Source organism: Paracoccaceae bacterium Fryx2, assembly GCA_032334235.1.
Taxonomy (GTDB): Bacteria; Pseudomonadota; Alphaproteobacteria; order Rhodobacterales; family Rhodobacteraceae; genus JAVSGI01.
On the sequence record JAVSGI010000006.1, the window covers coordinates 1 to 14,713 of the forward strand.

The following is a 14,713-nucleotide window of genomic DNA, read 5'->3' on the forward strand; positions in this document are numbered from 1 at the left end:
GTCCCCAGGTAATCTCGCGGTCTTGAATGGCGGTGACATATTCAAAGCCAAGATCGCCTGGATACAGCACCTGCTGGCTTTCATGGGTATAGCGCCAGGTCCGCGCCACGGTCAGGTCGATCAACCGGCTTTCATAGCTGATGGTAATCGTGCAGCTGTCAGCATCATCCTTGATTTCTGGCACATCAAGACGGCCCGAGAAGGCCTGCACCGGGTCGGCGATAATCTGGCCTGTTTCAGACAAAAGCCCAAGCCAGATCCGGCCTGGCAAACCCTGACGCGCTTCCTCAATGGCCATTTGCACCAAATCAAGCGGTACGCCAGACAACGAGACCGCCGTGCCACCCGCCACGACCTCGCCGGTTTCATCAAGAGAACCGATGCCCAGAAGCGATCCAGCCCCAGCCCAAGTTTGGCCATTCCACACGATCTCGCCCAGCCCCGACCAAATCCGCACCCAGCCCGTGGCAAATTGGCCCTCGAAGAAGATCACCGGGCGAAGGTGTTGCTCTGCCAGTGCCGCAGCAAAAGCAGCGGTTACATCTCGGCTCATGTCAGACTTCCTCGCAGTTCAAAGCGCCTCTCGGGCTGAGATCGTAAACCGATGCTGATCCGCCCGGCCAATGACCGTCGGCACCGGCGCCGTTAGCCGAAGAAGAACGGACGGGGCATTCAGGCCGATCGGCGTGCCAACCTGAACAACAGCTGCGCAAGGACGGCACAAACGCCAGCTCGGCCTCGCTACCCACTGGCGTCACATCCGCCGTCAGTTGATAAAGCCGTGTCGTCGCGTCCAATCCCAACTGGAAAAAATCCCCTGCGCGCAGACCAAGTCCCCAGCCTGCGGTGCGCAGCGTTGTGCCACCCGCCGCCTGCGTCTCGGTAACATAAGGATTGCCCAGCCCCGGCCAGCACTTCAATCGTTGGGTCAGGAAACAAAAACCGCCCCCGCAAACCGCCCAAAGCGGCAAAGAACGCAGACAGGCTGCGGCCATTGGCGCCTTGCGTTACCGCCATCTCAATCTGGTACTCCCACCATGATGCGCCCCAGTCTTGGATTTGCGACGTGCCGGTAAAGGGTGAGCGTGCCTCGGCCACGGAAGTAACCAGACGCCGCTCAAGTGCGGACACCAGCACCAGTGGCAACACCGCAATTGTCATATCGCCTGACCCCGCCGCCGCCCGTCCGCGACGCTTTGCTTGGCGATGCGCGCGATTTCGGGCAGCGCCGCGCGCAGGCGGGCCTCAATCTGTTCGGCCACGCCAATTTGTGCGCCGCGCGCGTCAATTGAGATCGACATGTTTGGTGCGGCACCACCTGCGCCATAGCCCGCTGCCTGCCTGCGGCTCAACACCCGCTCGCCGCGTTGCAAGATTGCGGGCACCTCATCGGGTTTCAGGCCCGCCCAGCCTCCGGCATGCATCCGCGGGGCTGCGGCAAAGGCCAGCGCTGGAACCCTGCGGCTGGTTCCGCCAGTCCCGACCATGCCGCCTGCATGCAAAACCGAGCCAAATATATCTCCACCCCCAAAGACCCCCGACAGCGCGTTGGCGATCGGGCCCAGAACCGCGCGCTTGAACGCCAGCGTTGCCAGATCAGCAAGGATGGAAGACACCAAGGACTTGAAGTCGAACTTGCCGGTGGTGATAAATTGCTTGAACGCAGTTTCCGCCGATTGAAAGCCGCTGACCAAAGTGCTGCCAAGGCCCTTGCCCCAGTCCATCGCCTGCTTGGAATAGTCCGCCAAGGATTGTGAGACGGCCGCCCAGCCGGTTTTGGCCACTTCGGCGGCGGTCTTGACCGCCCCACCTGCAGAGTTGGCCGCGTTTGTTGCACCGTCCAAGGCCTCCGCAACGCCTGAGGCCGAGGCCTGTGCCTCATCAAGCGCATCAGCGCCCGCAGCACCACTGCCGCTTACGGCATCTTTGAGCGCCTGCCAACTTGCAAGCGGCGCTGTGGCCCCTGCGGCAAGATCGCTCGCGGCCTGGCGGTAGCTGTTCGCGGTCGCAAGCGCGTCAGTGGCAAGGCCGCTCAGACCAAGATCAGGGGCGGTCAGGGGATTTTTGGCAAAGGCGCGCTGGAACGCTTCGGCCGCCGCCGTGCCCGCCTCGGCTGAGGCCCCGGCAAAGGGGTTTGCAATATCGCCAAGGCTGATCTCGCCAATCTGACCAAAGGCTGTCTCGATCCCAACAGCTGCCAGCGCATCCCGGATTTTGCCGGTAAAAGCGTCAATTTGCCCGAGGGCCCCGTTCAGCATCGCCTCAATGCCGTCGAGCATGCGGTTGGCCGCTGTGAACACCAGATCGCCAATCACGCCGGGCAGGCGCGACCAGATTTCTTTCACGGCCAGAAGAGCGCCTTCAAAGGTGTTGGCTGTCGCATTGCCAAACCCCACCACGCTTTCGATTGCGGATGCCATGCCCATGGCCGCATCCGCCTTCAGATCGTAGAACATCGCGGTGGCCGCGGCCCCGGCCGAGCTGGCGGCCATTTTAATGCGGCCCCAGACCTCGACCGCGACGTCGTTCAAAAGACCCATCGCGGCGCCAAAGCCGCCAGCACCTGCAACAAGCCGGGTGAACCAATAGACCAACTCACCTGCGCCCACGATCAGCGCGCCAATGCCTGTGCGGATCAGCGCGCCCCGCACGATGACAAGGGCTGTGGCAAGCCCGCGCACCGACAGCGCCGCTATGGCCATTGCGCGCAACCCAGCGCCCGGCAAAGAAGGCCGCAAAGGTTGCAGCATAAGCGCCAAGCCGTCCCAGATTGTCGAAAACACCCGCAATCGCTTGGCCCAGCGGTCCCGTGGTCTTGGACACCGCCGCCAGTGCGTTGGCCACCGCTTCAAGGGCTGGTGCCGCTGCCACCGCCAGCTGGTTTGACACACCCCGCCAGATCAGCCCGAGGCGTGACAGCGCATCATTGGTGCGCTCAATCTGGTCTGCGTCCTGCTCGGAGACAACAATGCCAAAATCAGTCACGTCAGCGGTGGCTTGGCGCAGCGTGGCGGTATCAATGCGCGTAAACACGAGGGCTGCGCGGTCGCCAAAGAGCTGTGACGCAACCGCCGCGCGCTCGGCCTCGGGCACAAACTCTGCCAGCCTGTCCTGGATCAAGGCAATACGCTGATCAAGCGGCAGGCTTTGCAGCGCGCTGACTGACAGACCAAGGCGGTCAAGCGCTTCGACGGCAGGGCCAGCACCTGCCGCTGCCTGGCTCAGACGCCTTGTCAGCTGCACCGTGGCCTGCTCGACATTGCCCATCGAGACGCCAGAGAGATCAGCGGCCCGGTCCAGCACTTGCAGACTTTCCACCGTGGTGCCCAGAGATTGCGCCATTTTGGCCTGCGCATCGACGGTTTGCAGGCCAGAGCGGATCATGGCCACCCCCGCCACCACTGTGGCCGCAGCCATAACGCCCGCGGCAAGGGCCGCCCGGCGCGATAAGGCCGCAAGCCGCGCATTGGCCAGATCCATCTCGCGGGACAAACGCCCAAAGCCACGCGTGCCCGCATCGCCCACACCTTCCAGTTCAGCGCGCACTTGCCGCCCGCCGCTGGCAGAGAGGCGCACAGAGACCCGTTTTTCGGTCATAGCCCTTGTTCCATCCTCTCGTTAAGTTTCTGAACCATCACCGCCTCAACAGCCGGTAACATCTCGGCCACAGCCAGCGGCGAAAGCCCAAGCGCAGAGGCCAGCGCAAAGGCCGCCGCCATGTCCCAGCCAATCACCGCATTGCCTGACGCCCCTTGCGCCAGCCGCAGCTGGCCGCCCAAGCGCTGCACCAGGTCCCAAACCTGCCAGCCTTCATAAGTCTGCGGTGCGTTTACGCGGCTGGGGCAGTCGAGGCAGTCTTGCTCACAGGCGGCGCAATAGGCGTCACCCCCGCCGAAGGACCACTCGGCAAGGGCGCAAAGCCGTTTTTTTCCGCATCAATCAACAGGCCTTTGGCAACATATTGGGTCTGAAACGCCTCAAACACCGGCCAGAGATCCAGCAGGGCATCAATGGCAGCCTCCGAAGGTGCAAGTGGCACGCCGTCCGCATCGCCCACCCCCTCCCAATCGAGAATGGCCAAGCGGGCCAGCGCTTTGGCAAAGGCCACCGCGCGTTCATCATCACTGGCACCAGTGGCAAGGTCTTGGATCGCAGGGTCCGCGCGCGCGGCCACCATCAGCGAGGTGGTCAGCGGGCGCAGCTGCAAACGCAGGCCTGCGATGAGATCAAGCCACTTCGGCCCGTTGGAAAGGTTGAGTTCTATCATGCATAGCTCGCGACTGAGTTGGTGAGGACAATGGTGCAAAGCCGTGCAGGCGTTGTCCCCTTCGCCGCCTGCCAATCAAACGAGGCTTGAATGCCCTGCGGCCCTTGGATCTCGATCCGGGGCCGGGGCAGATAGACCGCATGGGCCGTAAAGCTGAGGCTGGCACTGGCCCCAAGGCTGTAGCTGAACTCCAACTCGCAAGGTGCGCCGTCAATGGCTTGGGTCACCAGCGCGCTATCAGCAAAGCGCACATCAATCTTGCCCGTCAAAGCCGCCATCGCCGGATCCGCCCCATCGATCTTGCCATCTGCGCGGATGGTCTCCACCCGCTCAAGGTTGTTGGCATAGCTAATCTCTGCCGAGACCACATGGCCAAGGGCTGTGCCATTGCGCTTGATGGAGCCGTTAAAGTGGCCAAAGCGCTGCAGCGCGATTGCGGCTGGCGTGCCCGCACCTGAGACTGTGGCAATCGTCTCGCCTTGCGCGATGATCTTTGCCGTTGCCGTCAACAGCCCCGAGCGCTGCATGGTCCAGCTCAGTTGATCCAGCATGCAGCCCGAATACATCGCATAGCGCGGCACCTCCGGCATGCCGGTTTCCACCGAGAAGCTCGGCAGCGCCCAAGACCCTGAGGTGAAGGTGTGGGTTTTTGGCGTGGTGCCGCTGGTGGCGGGCGCGCCAAAGGCGGCCTTGAGCCAAAACCCGAACGCCTCGATATCAATCGGCACCGAGACATCACCGTCCGCCGTCACCGCATCTTTGATCGGGGCCAGCGGATCGCGACCATAGCCCAAAAGGTCCGAGGCCAGCAGCGGTTGCTCAGCCCCCAGCGAGGTACTGGCAAAGGGCATCAGCTTGAACCCACGTGGTCGGGGCGGTGCCATACATCGTCTCAAACGCAAGCGCCATCTGCGCCCGCGCGCCTTGCGCTCGTGCCATGGTAGTCTCCTCATTATGGTGGGGTGTCAGGCCAGAGGGCCGGTGGTGGTGTAATGCAGGACGATGGTGATCACCGCCGCCTTGAGGCTTGCCGCGCCCTCGACGGGCAGATCGACCGGGCGCGGCGCTTCCGCCTCAACCCAATCGCAGAGGCCACCAAGCGTGTGGTCGCCAGAGATCACAGCGCCAATCTGGCCGCAGAGCGTGGCAAAAGCCGCATCTCGGGCCACACCCTGCACGATAATCTCCAGCTCCGCGCGATGCTGGAAGTGATATAAAAGCGGCGACAGCGTCACCGCCGGATCGCCCGGATCGCCATCACGCAAGATTATGAGGCCAGCGGCTGGCACGCGTTCCGGCAGGACCTCGCCGCGCAGAACCGGGACAAACGGGATCAGCCGCAAGAGATCCGCAAGGGCGGTTAGAATGGTTTCGCGTGTCATCAGACTTTGCCCTCCACCCAGTTCGCTACAATCAATCCCGGCACGCGGTCCACGGCCCGCTCTGCATCGCGCGCCAGATCAAGGCGTTTTGTGAGCTTCACTTGGGGCACCAACAAAAAGATCGGCATGGTCGCCACATTGCGCCCGGTCTTTGACTTTGACGCAACACCCAACCCACGGCTGTTCAACCGCCCTTCAGCCACCAGCAAACTGGGTCCCCGCCTGCGATAGACAAACCGCAACTTCAGACCTTGCCTGCGTTCCCATTCCCCGGGTGTGATGCGCCCGCCACGGGCTGATTTGCCCGCGGCCGCTGTCGGGATCGCCAGCCAAAACCCGTCCTTGGACCGGATCAACGGTCCGGTGTCATGCGCGCGCAGGATCACCGGCGCTTGCGACCACACCAAGGCGGCCGCACTTAGGCTGTCACCAGATTTTGGGTAAGTTTGGCTACGGATCGAGTTGGCAAGCCGCCGCCCAAGCCCCGCACCAGTGATCTGAGCACGCCAAGCGGTCTTCAGACCTGTACCCGCCTCACGCATGGCGGTTGAGACAGCCTTTTCGCCTGCTTTGATCTCGGCGGCCATCGCCGCGATCAGATCAGGCGCAAGATCGAGTTTGATCTTCATGCTGGGGCCGCCTCAATGGTCCAGATCAGCCGGTCCCGGTCGCGCACGGCTTCCCCTTGGATCAGAAACGTCTCACCCCCGATCTGGATTTGCTCTTGCGGGCGGGGATTGGGCAGTTCTGATACGCGCACATCAAAGCGGAAGGTCTCTGACCAGAGCCTTGCGGCCCCAAACTGCGTAATGCTGTCGGCACTGCGCGTAATGATGCGGAGCTTGGTGAACTGGCCTTCGCAATCACGATACCAAGCTTCCTGGGCAAGGTTTGGGATCCGCAAAAAGCAGATCCAGGGCCATTGCAAATGCGTGCATGTCAAACGGCCTTAAGTTGAACTCGTCAGTCGGATTGCCATGCGCGGCCGCTTGTTGACCGGCAGGATCGAGCTTTCCGTCATCAGATCAATCCAGCGGCCTTTTTCATCGAGATGCTGGCGGGCATAGAGGGGCAGACCGATGGTATTGGCGGCTTCCAGCAGATTGGCTGGCCCGCCATAGGTGGTGAAGGTATCAAACGTGCCCAAGGGAAAGGCAATGCCGTCGCCCGCCGGGATCAACCGTTCTGCCGTCCCATTCGAGAGGGTGACAGAGCCGTTGTACTCTTCAAAAAGAACGCCCGCGAAAGGAAACGCGCGGCGCATGTCCTCGCGCAAGGGCTGCCCGCCCGTTGCGGAGAAGAACTTGTAGGCTTCTTCGGTTTTGGGATGGCTGATCAGCTTGTCAAAGAACTCCGAGCTGACCAGCGCATGCGCGGTGGTCATGGTCTCGCCCAAAAGGTTGTCCTCAATCGCGCGCAACACAGAGCGGACCTTTCCCTGCACGTTTGTGCCCGCAGTGCCAAAGACAAAGTCGATGGCAAGTTGCTCAAGGCCAAACTCGGTGAAGTAATTGTAAAGCGTGGTGCCAGCACCATCCTTCACAATGCCGCGCAGCGCGTTCATCTCCATATATTCGCGGGTCTGGGCATGCTTGCGCCGCATCAGCTGCAGCTTGCGGTTCATCACCTCAACCAGCGGGTCGGCTGCGTCCGAGACGCCGAGTGCGGGCATGCCCTGAATATCCGAAGGCAGGATCACATCATCATGCGGGATCCAAGGCAGCGCGAATGAGCGCATGGAGCGGGCTTCACGATTGCCGACGGTGGCAGGGGCACCGAGTGGGACCGAGGGCAGGAGGCTCAACACGCCTTGATGCTGTTCGATCACGATGGCGCGTTGCGAGACACCCTCAAAGCGAAAGAGGCCGATCTGGCCGAGCCGGGTGTAAAGATTGGGCAGGATGTTGATCGCCTGCGTCATCTCGGCGAGCGAATAGCCGCCTGCGTCAAACGGGTTACGGGTGAGGGTCATAGGAAACTCCGGCAAAAAGGGTGGGGATAGCCTTGGTTTGGGGATCATGGGCAGCGAAGCCGCCCGGCTGATGCGCCGTTGCGCGATCTGCTTTAAGCGGTATTGCGCGCAATGATGCCAAGGGCAGCGAGTTGGCCGTGCTTGGTCGCGGTTTTGGCGGCATCATCGACGGTGGTGTCAAAGACGAGGGCGGCTTTGGAGACGATGGCGGGGCCGCGCATGATCACCACGCCGATGGCATCGGCACCGGTGGCATCGACCGGGTAGAGCAGCATGGCGGCAGCTGTTTGCGCGCCATCCGTGCCGCCCGAAGTTGCCAGCTTATATTTGCCACTCGCGGTGATGCGGCCAAGCACAGCGCCGACGGTATAGGTGGTGCCCGCAAGAAGTGTCACGCTCTCGCGGGTGAAGTTCGGGTTGACCTCATATTTGAGAACATCGCCCATGGTGGATGGCTGGCGGAGCACGGTCATATCGGGGATCCTTGTGAACTGGTTGCAAAAAGAAATCCCCCGCCGGGGAGGAGCGGCGGGGGATCAGGGGGCAGGGTTTGAGGGATGAAAGGGTTTTCAGCCCTTTGCACCTGCAGAGGCCGCGCGTTTTGCGGCGGCGACGATGGGGCTTTCTGCACTTTTGGGGATGACCGGCGATGGCGGCGCTGCCACGATATCGCGGGCATCCGCCGCAGCGCTGGCGCGTTCCAGAACCATGCGGCGCAAGGCTTCGGGGGCCGTGCCTTCGCGCAGGGCCTTTGCGGCGTCTATTGCAATACCAAGCCGTCCCGCTTGCGCTGCGATCTCGGTGATCTCTGCCGCTTCAAGGCGAAGCTGGGCGGAAAGTTCGGCCCGCAGGGATGTCTGAAGGGCGGAGATGGGGTCAGCTTTTGGGGAGTTTGAAGCTGCGGGAGGGGCTGCGAGCGATTGGGAAACAAGGGCTGTAGTGGGCGGCGCTTGGGGATCCGTGCCGCCATTTGTGGCAATATCACTCTGCGATTGGCTATCTTGAGCTTCATCGGTGACGGGTTCGGTCTGTGGCAAGGTGTCGTTGCGCATGAGAGGATCCTTTCGGGATTGAATTTGGGCCGTGGTGGCCATGCGGGATGAGACGGATGCGCGGATCGGAGACAAGCTTTGCCGAAAACTGGCAAACCCACGCGCAAGATCAATGACTTCGTCGGCAAGACCCGCCGCCACAGCCTCAGCGCCGCGAAAGCTGGCAGCCTCAGTGGCGAGTGCTACCGCTTGGCTAAGTCGCGCGCCGCGTCCCGCGGCCACCGTTTCCGCAAAGAGAAACCGCAGCACATCGATTTCGCGCTGGATGTCGTCTCGGATATCAGCGGGCAGGGGCGTGTAGGGATTGGCATCGACCTTGTGCGATCCTGCGTGGATCAGCGTGACGCGCACCCCGTCTTGATCCAGCTGTCCGCTGAGATCGGCGTGCATCACCACAACACCGATGCTGCCCACCGCCCCTGTGCGCGGCAGTAAGATGCGGTCGGCCTGGCTGGCCAGCGCATAACCTGCAGAGAAGGCGTGTTCTGCCACAAAAGCCCAGACCGGTTTGCTAGCGCGAACCGCACGAATGCGATCTGCTAGGTCAAAAACACCCGCAACTTCGCCACCAAAGCTATCAATTTCCAATGCAAGGCCGCGCACGGACGGGTCGTTTGCAGCCGCCTCGATCTGGGCTGCGATCCCTTCATAGCTGGTCTGGCCCGAGGACTGTCCGATCCAGCCCCCACGATGGATAAGCACGCCAGAAATTTCAATCACAGCGATGCCATCCACCACCGCGTAGGGGGCCTCACCATGCTGGCGGTAATCGTCCAGCATCCCACCGATAAGGATGCTGGCGCGCGCTGGCGGGACGCCGGTGCTTTCCAAGCCGCCGTTTCCGTCACCAATCTCGACCCGGCGCCCAAGGATACGTGGCCCAAGGCCGGAAAGAAACGCCATGGCTTTGGAGGGCTCAACCAGCAGCGGGGTGTTGAAGGCGCGCGCGGCAATGCGGGCATGCAGCATCAGGTCTGGTCCTCAGGCTTGCGCGAAGGGTCTTGCGCGTCATCGGTTTCATCTGTTGGGTCATTATCGTCTTCTTCTTCCCCATTCTCTGTTGGGCCCGACAAAGCCTGCACACCTTGCGCGGGCGATCCGGGGCGGCGGAAGTCGAGGCCGAGCAATCGCTCGCGGCGGCGTTCGGCGGCGATTTCGCGGTCGACCTGTTCCGCGTCATAGCCACGCTCGGCGATGGCTTGGGTGCGGGATTTGAGCCCTGCCTCGATCTGGGCAATCTCGGCATTGGCATCCTTCAGGGGATCAACCCAATCCCATTTGGTGGGGAGCCAGTTGGCCGCAAGGAACTGCGACCGGTTGGCCTCATAGCCGGGCAGAACCAATGCGCCCGATAGCACGGCAGCGTCCATCCAGCGCGCATAGACGGGACGGCACAGTTGAAAGACCATCACCGAGTGCTGCCAGGCCGAAACGCGACGCCGAAATTCGATAAGGGCTAGTCGCGAGTTCGAAAAGTTCCCCTTCACCATGTCATTGGTCAGATAAGGATAAGGAATGCCCAGCGCCGAGGCGACCTGCAGCAGCGTGCGGTATTGGAACGGCTCGTAGGTTGCCCCTGAATCCGCAGGCTGGCCCACGGTCACATCCTCGCCCGGATCCAGCCGCACGACCTGGCCGGGGCTGATCTCGAAGCCACCCAACATGTCGTCATCCTCGGACGGCAGCAGGGGGTTTTCCGGGGCGGGGGAAGTGACAAACATCGCATACATTGCCGCCACCTTTTTGCGGTCCAGCTCGGCATCGTCGTATTGATCGAGCAAAAACAGCTTCACGATGGCCGGTGCCAGCTTTGACACTCCGCGCAATTGACCCGCTTCCACCGGATCGATCACATGGATGACCTCGCTTGCTGGAACCCGCACCATTTCGCCCGCCAGCCCCGGATCAGTACTGTCGCCGGGGTGCCGCCGGAGGAAGTGATAGGCCACGCGCCGCCCAACCCGGTCAAACTCGATCCCCTGACGGACGGCATTCCCATTTGCAGCCATTCCCGTTTGGTGCAGTGGCAGCATCTCGGCGGGCAACATTTGCAATTGCAGGGGCACGGAGATCCCATCGTTTGCGCGGCGTGGCCTGATCCTGACGAAAACCTCACCGGCCAGAAACACCTCACGTGCCGCGCGCCGCTGCAGCCCGTAGAAATCGGTCAGACCTTCGCTGTCTGCTTCATCGGTCCAGGCCAGCCAAAGGCGTTGCAGCTCTTCCTTGCGCGCTGCGTCCGCGATTTGCGAGATCGGTTTGATCCCATCGCCCACGGTATTGGCAGCCCAGCTTTCAACAGCATTGGCCGCATAGCCATTGTTGCGCACCAACCAGCGGGCGCGAGCGGTGATATCAGGTCCTGACGCCGCAATCAGCGCATTCACATGGGCGCGCGTTGCTCGAAACCCGCGCAGACGGCGATGATGCTGGCCTGCATCAAAGCCACCGACAAAAGCACCGAGGCGCTGCCGCCAGTTCATCACAGGTCCTTTACGGCATGGGGGCGAGAGATCCGCCCGGCGCCGCGCTCGGCCTTTGCAATGCGCCGTTCTATGTCGAAGATGGCAGCCGCTAATTCAGCATCAGTGCCATAGGTCAGGGTTTTGCCATCATAGCTTACAGAGCGCGTGCCGCTATACCGGGCCGCGAGCAACGCGCTGTGGCGGGATTTGAGATCATCGAGGGTCATTGGGGATCCATCATTCCATGTATTTGGGCGTGCTTACCCGCCAACCGCGCTTGCGCGGGGCGGCAATCCGCCCGGCCTGAGGCTCGGACGGTGTTTCAGTGTCGGCTTTGGCTGCAACCGTGGTCGTTTCAACTCCGGCTTGTTTTTCGAGTTGTCGCCACATCCGCTCATCGAAGCGGTCGGCCCCTAGGATCCAGACGGCGGCACGGGCATAAACCCGAGTATCCAGCGCCTCGTTGCGTTCGCGCATCTTTTGCCATTCCTGGCGTGCATAGCCCCGCTTGTTACGGATCGTGACCAGTTGCTCGGCCACCAGCTGTTTCAGCCATTCGCTGTCTGCCCAGTCTGGCAGGTGGATCGTGCCCGCAGGATTTGGCGCGCCACTGGCACGGTCTACATCGCTCGGCCGCTCCAGCCGCAGATAGCGATAGGTCTCCGCCTTGAAAGTGGCGGTGGCCACCGTCCAGAGACGCGCGCCCCGCTTGAGCTTTCGACCGTTTACTGTCGCATCAACAAAGGTTGGCCCCGAGACTGGCGTTGTTCGGTTGAAGCCTTCCATGCCTTTGACGGGGGCCACCTGTGCGATGCCTTGGGTGCGGGCCCAAGCGTAGACGGCTGCCGTTTCATACCCTGTGTCGATGGCCAGCTTCGCCAGGGGCATGACAGCGCCGTGTTCATGAACCCATGTCTGGCCAAGAAGGGCCGTCAGCTTGTCCCAGCAGGCAGGATCATCCGGCCCGCCCGGAATGACGATGTGATCGACAAGCCAGCTTTCCAAACCACGGCCCCAGGCCCAGACATCGACCTCGATGCGGTCCTTCTGCACGTCCGCCCCAGCGGTCAGGAACAGTCCTCGCGCTGGGATTTGGGCCACGAACGTCTCGCGGCGATCAGCAAGGCGCTGCCATTCCGGTGCATCGCCGCTTTCAACCCATGTCTCGCCCAGCAGGGTGTTGCGCGCAGCGCGCAGCATCTCTTCCGAGCCTTGGGCCGCCAGCCACTCGCGCGCGATCTGCTGCCAGCTCTTCCAGCCCAAAGGCGAATAGAGCGCGGAGATATGGAAGCCGATGGAATGCGGGTCGGACGACACGGCCGTTGCGCGCCATTCGCCGCGCTCCAGCATCTGCGTCTTGTGGTGCTCGGCGATGGGCTTCTCACAACCCTCGCAATGATAGGCGGCGGTGTCGGGTCGCCCTTTGTCCCAGCGCAGGCGCTCAAACTGCAGCCATTGCATCGCCCCGCAACGTGGGCAGGGCACGAAGTAGCGCCGCTGGTCTGATGCCTCATACTCGCGCTCGATCCGGCTGATGCCCCGGATGGTCGGGGTGGAAACCATGAACACCTTGCGCCGGTGCGAGAATGTCGTGGTCCGGGCTTCGGCCAGCGTGACCGGATCGCCTTCCTCATCGGCAGAGGCTGGATAGGCGTCAACCTCGTCCAGAAAGATATAGCGCGCGGGCATTGAGCGCAGGCCGGTGGCAGAGTTCGCCCCGGTCAGCACCAGGATGCCACCTTGAAATTCCTTCGACAGCATCGAGTTTCCCGCGTCGCGTGACCGGGCCGGATTGACCAGCGCACGCAGCACCGGGCTTTCCGAGATCAAGGGGTCCAATCGCCCGCGCGAGGTGCGTTTTGCCATCTCCACCGTCGGCAGCACCGCCAGCATCGGGCCCGGCGCGTGGTGGATCACGAAGCCGATCCAGTTGTTGCCAGCCTCCGTCGCGCCAACCTGCGCTGCTTTCATGAAGCTGATCCGTTGCGCCGGATGGCGGGGCGACAGGGCATCCATGATTTCGCGCAAATAGGGCGCCCGCGCGGTACGATACCGCCCCGGCTCGGCCGCGCCGCGCGACGACAGCCAGCGATGTGCATCCGCCCATTCCGATACCGTCAGGTCAGGATCCGGGCGCATGCCTTTGCGCCAGCTGCGCAAGATATCCTCGGCCCCATCAAACCCAAGGTCGAGGTCTGCGGTCAGGTCATCGCTGGCGGTGCTGTCGTTATCCGAGGCTGACCCTGAGATCGGCGAGGGCTTCGAGGTGCTGTCTGACATGGGCTTCCAGCACCCTCTGCAGGATCGCGGCCTCGATTGTCACCGGTTTGGCCGTTTGTTTCTCCACCTCTGCCGCCACTTCGGCGGCCATTAATGCCGCCACCCTGCTGGGCCAGGTGATCCATGTGTCGCGTTCTTGACGCGCCAACCGGAACACCAGCGCTTCGGCGCGGGCGCGGTCGACCAGCGTACCCTTCTTCTTCTGGATGCCAAGTTGCTTGTCCTGCGCCTGGTAGACGGTCAGCGCGGTGCGGGCCTTCAGGTATGACGAGCTGTCGGCGGGGCCGCTGAAACTGCTATCGCCGCCGCCAGTGCTGCGCCGCTGCTGGTCGGGGTCGGTCATGTCGGCCCGCCGTACATCGGACGCCGCCGCGTTGATCGACCCGTCGCTGTAGACCACCAAGCGGCTGGCCTTGCGTGCCTTCTGGATCGCCCCGCGCGACAGGCCGGTATGAGCGGAATACTCGCGTTCTGACATACCTTCCATGGCGATTTCATTAACCTCAAGATATTGTAATTAAACGAAAATAACGACCTTATTCAGTTGATTACACTCCTCGATAGAGCGATTCATGGTGCAAGGCAAACGGGTGCATCGCACCCCTTAAATGAGGATCGGAGACCACCATGCGCGCACAGGAAAAGATGGGACACAGCTCGATGAGCGACGGATGGCGGGACCACACCAGCCCCGCGCAAGAGCGGGTGAACTGGGTGATGGACGAAGTCATGTCGGGGCGGATGAGCCAGGAAGGCGGAATGGTCGAGATGGCACGCGCCCACGAGATGATGCGCGAGGGAGCCTGCGCGCGCACGACCCACCCTGAGCACCGGTGGGAGGAGTGATCATGGCCAAACGCAAAACCACCCCTACACACGAAGACGTCCGCGAGGCCTTGATCCTTGGGATCGCCCAACGCCAGTTCTTCATTGAAACGCTGGAGACCCGCAACCGCGACCGTCTCGACTTCCACGATGTCGCGGTCTGGGCGATCCACGCGGCACTTGAAGACGCCTTTGAAGCCGGACGCCGCGCAGGCGCTGCTGCAAAACCCCAATCCTGAAAGGACAAGATCATGACCGCCACCACCACCATCCGCATCGACTACGTAACGCTGCCCGTACATTTCGACCGCTCGCGACCGAACGCCGTGGCCGAGGCCATCGAGGCCGCGCTGCGCGAGGATGGGATCACGGCTGAAGCCTCGGATGTGTTCTCGCACATCAAGATCGAGCTGCCGACCGCCCAGCTTGCCGCCGCCAGCGCGGTGCTGGCTGATCTTAAGCTGATCTGA

At 62.4% G+C, this 14,713-nt stretch carries 19 protein-coding genes and 1 pseudogene; 3 read left to right on the top strand and 17 right to left on the bottom strand.

What is annotated here, in order from left to right:
* From RNZ50_25335 to RNZ50_25415, 17 genes and pseudogenes are all read right to left on the bottom strand, one after another.
* Nucleotides 1-553 (bottom strand): hypothetical protein (locus RNZ50_25335; GenBank protein MDT8858288.1); only part of this gene is annotated, 553 nt, incomplete at its 3' end.
* A gap of 1 nt (nucleotide 554) precedes the next feature.
* A complete protein-coding gene (locus tag RNZ50_25340) occupies nucleotides 555-995 on the bottom strand; it encodes a hypothetical protein (GenBank protein MDT8858289.1) in 441 nt (146 codons plus the stop codon).
* A 162-nt stretch (nucleotides 996-1,157) separates the two neighbouring features.
* Nucleotides 1,158-2,702, bottom strand: a complete 1,545-nt coding sequence (locus RNZ50_25345) for a phage tail tape measure C-terminal domain-containing protein (protein MDT8858290.1) — start codon at nucleotides 2,700-2,702, stop codon at nucleotides 1,158-1,160.
* The gene (locus RNZ50_25350) at nucleotides 2,596-3,597 is read right to left on the bottom strand and encodes a hypothetical protein (GenBank protein ID MDT8858291.1); all 1,002 of its coding nucleotides are present in this window, start codon (nucleotides 3,595-3,597) and stop codon (nucleotides 2,596-2,598) included. The genes RNZ50_25345 and RNZ50_25350 overlap by 107 nt, the downstream gene beginning before the upstream one ends.
* Nucleotides 3,594-3,788, bottom strand: coding sequence for a hypothetical protein (locus RNZ50_25355; GenBank protein MDT8858292.1), 195 nt, complete (start codon nucleotides 3,786-3,788; stop codon nucleotides 3,594-3,596). Before RNZ50_25355 ends, RNZ50_25350 begins: the two co-directional genes overlap by 4 nt.
* 41 nt (nucleotides 3,789-3,829) lie before the next feature.
* Nucleotides 3,830-4,267 (bottom strand): hypothetical protein, encoded by a 438-nt coding sequence (locus RNZ50_25360; protein ID MDT8858293.1) that lies wholly within the window; start codon nucleotides 4,265-4,267, stop codon nucleotides 3,830-3,832.
* A pseudogene (locus RNZ50_25365) lies at nucleotides 4,264-5,206 on the bottom strand (phage tail tube protein). The gene RNZ50_25360 and the pseudogene RNZ50_25365 overlap by 4 nt, the downstream one beginning before the upstream one ends.
* A 26-nt stretch (nucleotides 5,207-5,232) precedes the next feature.
* Nucleotides 5,233-5,649 (bottom strand): acyl-CoA transferase, encoded by a 417-nt coding sequence (locus RNZ50_25370; protein ID MDT8858294.1) that lies wholly within the window; start codon nucleotides 5,647-5,649, stop codon nucleotides 5,233-5,235.
* Nucleotides 5,649-6,278 carry a DUF6441 family protein gene (locus RNZ50_25375; protein MDT8858295.1) on the bottom strand — a complete coding sequence of 210 codons (630 nt, stop codon included), beginning with the start codon at nucleotides 6,276-6,278 and terminating at the stop codon, nucleotides 5,649-5,651. The genes RNZ50_25370 and RNZ50_25375 overlap by 1 nt, the downstream gene beginning before the upstream one ends.
* The gene (locus RNZ50_25380; protein MDT8858296.1) at nucleotides 6,275-6,553 is read right to left on the bottom strand and encodes a hypothetical protein; all 279 of its coding nucleotides are present in this window, start codon (nucleotides 6,551-6,553) and stop codon (nucleotides 6,275-6,277) included. Before RNZ50_25380 ends, RNZ50_25375 begins: the two co-directional genes overlap by 4 nt.
* A 45-nt stretch (nucleotides 6,554-6,598) precedes the next feature.
* Nucleotides 6,599-7,621 carry a major capsid protein gene (locus tag RNZ50_25385; GenBank protein MDT8858297.1) on the bottom strand — a complete coding sequence of 341 codons (1,023 nt, stop codon included), beginning with the start codon at nucleotides 7,619-7,621 and terminating at the stop codon, nucleotides 6,599-6,601.
* A 92-nt stretch (nucleotides 7,622-7,713) separates the two neighbouring features.
* Nucleotides 7,714-8,094, bottom strand: coding sequence for a head decoration protein (locus RNZ50_25390; GenBank protein ID MDT8858298.1), 381 nt, complete (start codon nucleotides 8,092-8,094; stop codon nucleotides 7,714-7,716).
* A gap of 96 nt (nucleotides 8,095-8,190) precedes the next feature.
* Nucleotides 8,191-9,642, bottom strand: coding sequence for a S49 family peptidase (locus RNZ50_25395; protein ID MDT8858299.1), 1,452 nt, complete (start codon nucleotides 9,640-9,642; stop codon nucleotides 8,191-8,193).
* Nucleotides 9,642-11,156: a phage portal protein gene (locus RNZ50_25400; GenBank protein ID MDT8858300.1), complete on the bottom strand. Its 1,515-nt coding sequence runs from the start codon at nucleotides 11,154-11,156 to the stop codon at nucleotides 9,642-9,644. Before RNZ50_25400 ends, RNZ50_25395 begins: the two co-directional genes overlap by 1 nt.
* A complete protein-coding gene (locus tag RNZ50_25405) occupies nucleotides 11,156-11,365 on the bottom strand; it encodes a hypothetical protein (protein ID MDT8858301.1) in 210 nt (69 codons plus the stop codon). Before RNZ50_25405 ends, RNZ50_25400 begins: the two co-directional genes overlap by 1 nt.
* 10 nt (nucleotides 11,366-11,375) lie before the next feature.
* Nucleotides 11,376-13,418 (bottom strand): phage terminase large subunit family protein, encoded by a 2,043-nt coding sequence (locus RNZ50_25410; GenBank protein ID MDT8858302.1) that lies wholly within the window; start codon nucleotides 13,416-13,418, stop codon nucleotides 11,376-11,378.
* Nucleotides 13,366-13,905: a hypothetical protein gene (locus tag RNZ50_25415; protein ID MDT8858303.1), complete on the bottom strand. Its 540-nt coding sequence runs from the start codon at nucleotides 13,903-13,905 to the stop codon at nucleotides 13,366-13,368. The genes RNZ50_25410 and RNZ50_25415 overlap by 53 nt, the downstream gene beginning before the upstream one ends.
* 173 nt (nucleotides 13,906-14,078) lie before the next feature.
* Between RNZ50_25415 and RNZ50_25420 the strand changes: the two genes are divergently transcribed.
* The 3 genes from RNZ50_25420 to RNZ50_25430 are packed head-to-tail and all read left to right on the top strand — an operon-like array spanning nucleotide 14,079 to nucleotide 14,713.
* Nucleotides 14,079-14,264, top strand: coding sequence for a hypothetical protein (locus RNZ50_25420; protein ID MDT8858304.1), 186 nt, complete (start codon nucleotides 14,079-14,081; stop codon nucleotides 14,262-14,264).
* A 2-nt stretch (nucleotides 14,265-14,266) separates the two neighbouring features.
* Complete coding sequence (locus RNZ50_25425) at nucleotides 14,267-14,482, top strand: hypothetical protein (protein ID MDT8858305.1); 216 nt, start codon at nucleotides 14,267-14,269, stop codon at nucleotides 14,480-14,482.
* A 12-nt stretch (nucleotides 14,483-14,494) separates the two neighbouring features.
* Nucleotides 14,495-14,713, top strand: coding sequence for a hypothetical protein (locus RNZ50_25430; protein MDT8858306.1), 219 nt, complete (start codon nucleotides 14,495-14,497; stop codon nucleotides 14,711-14,713).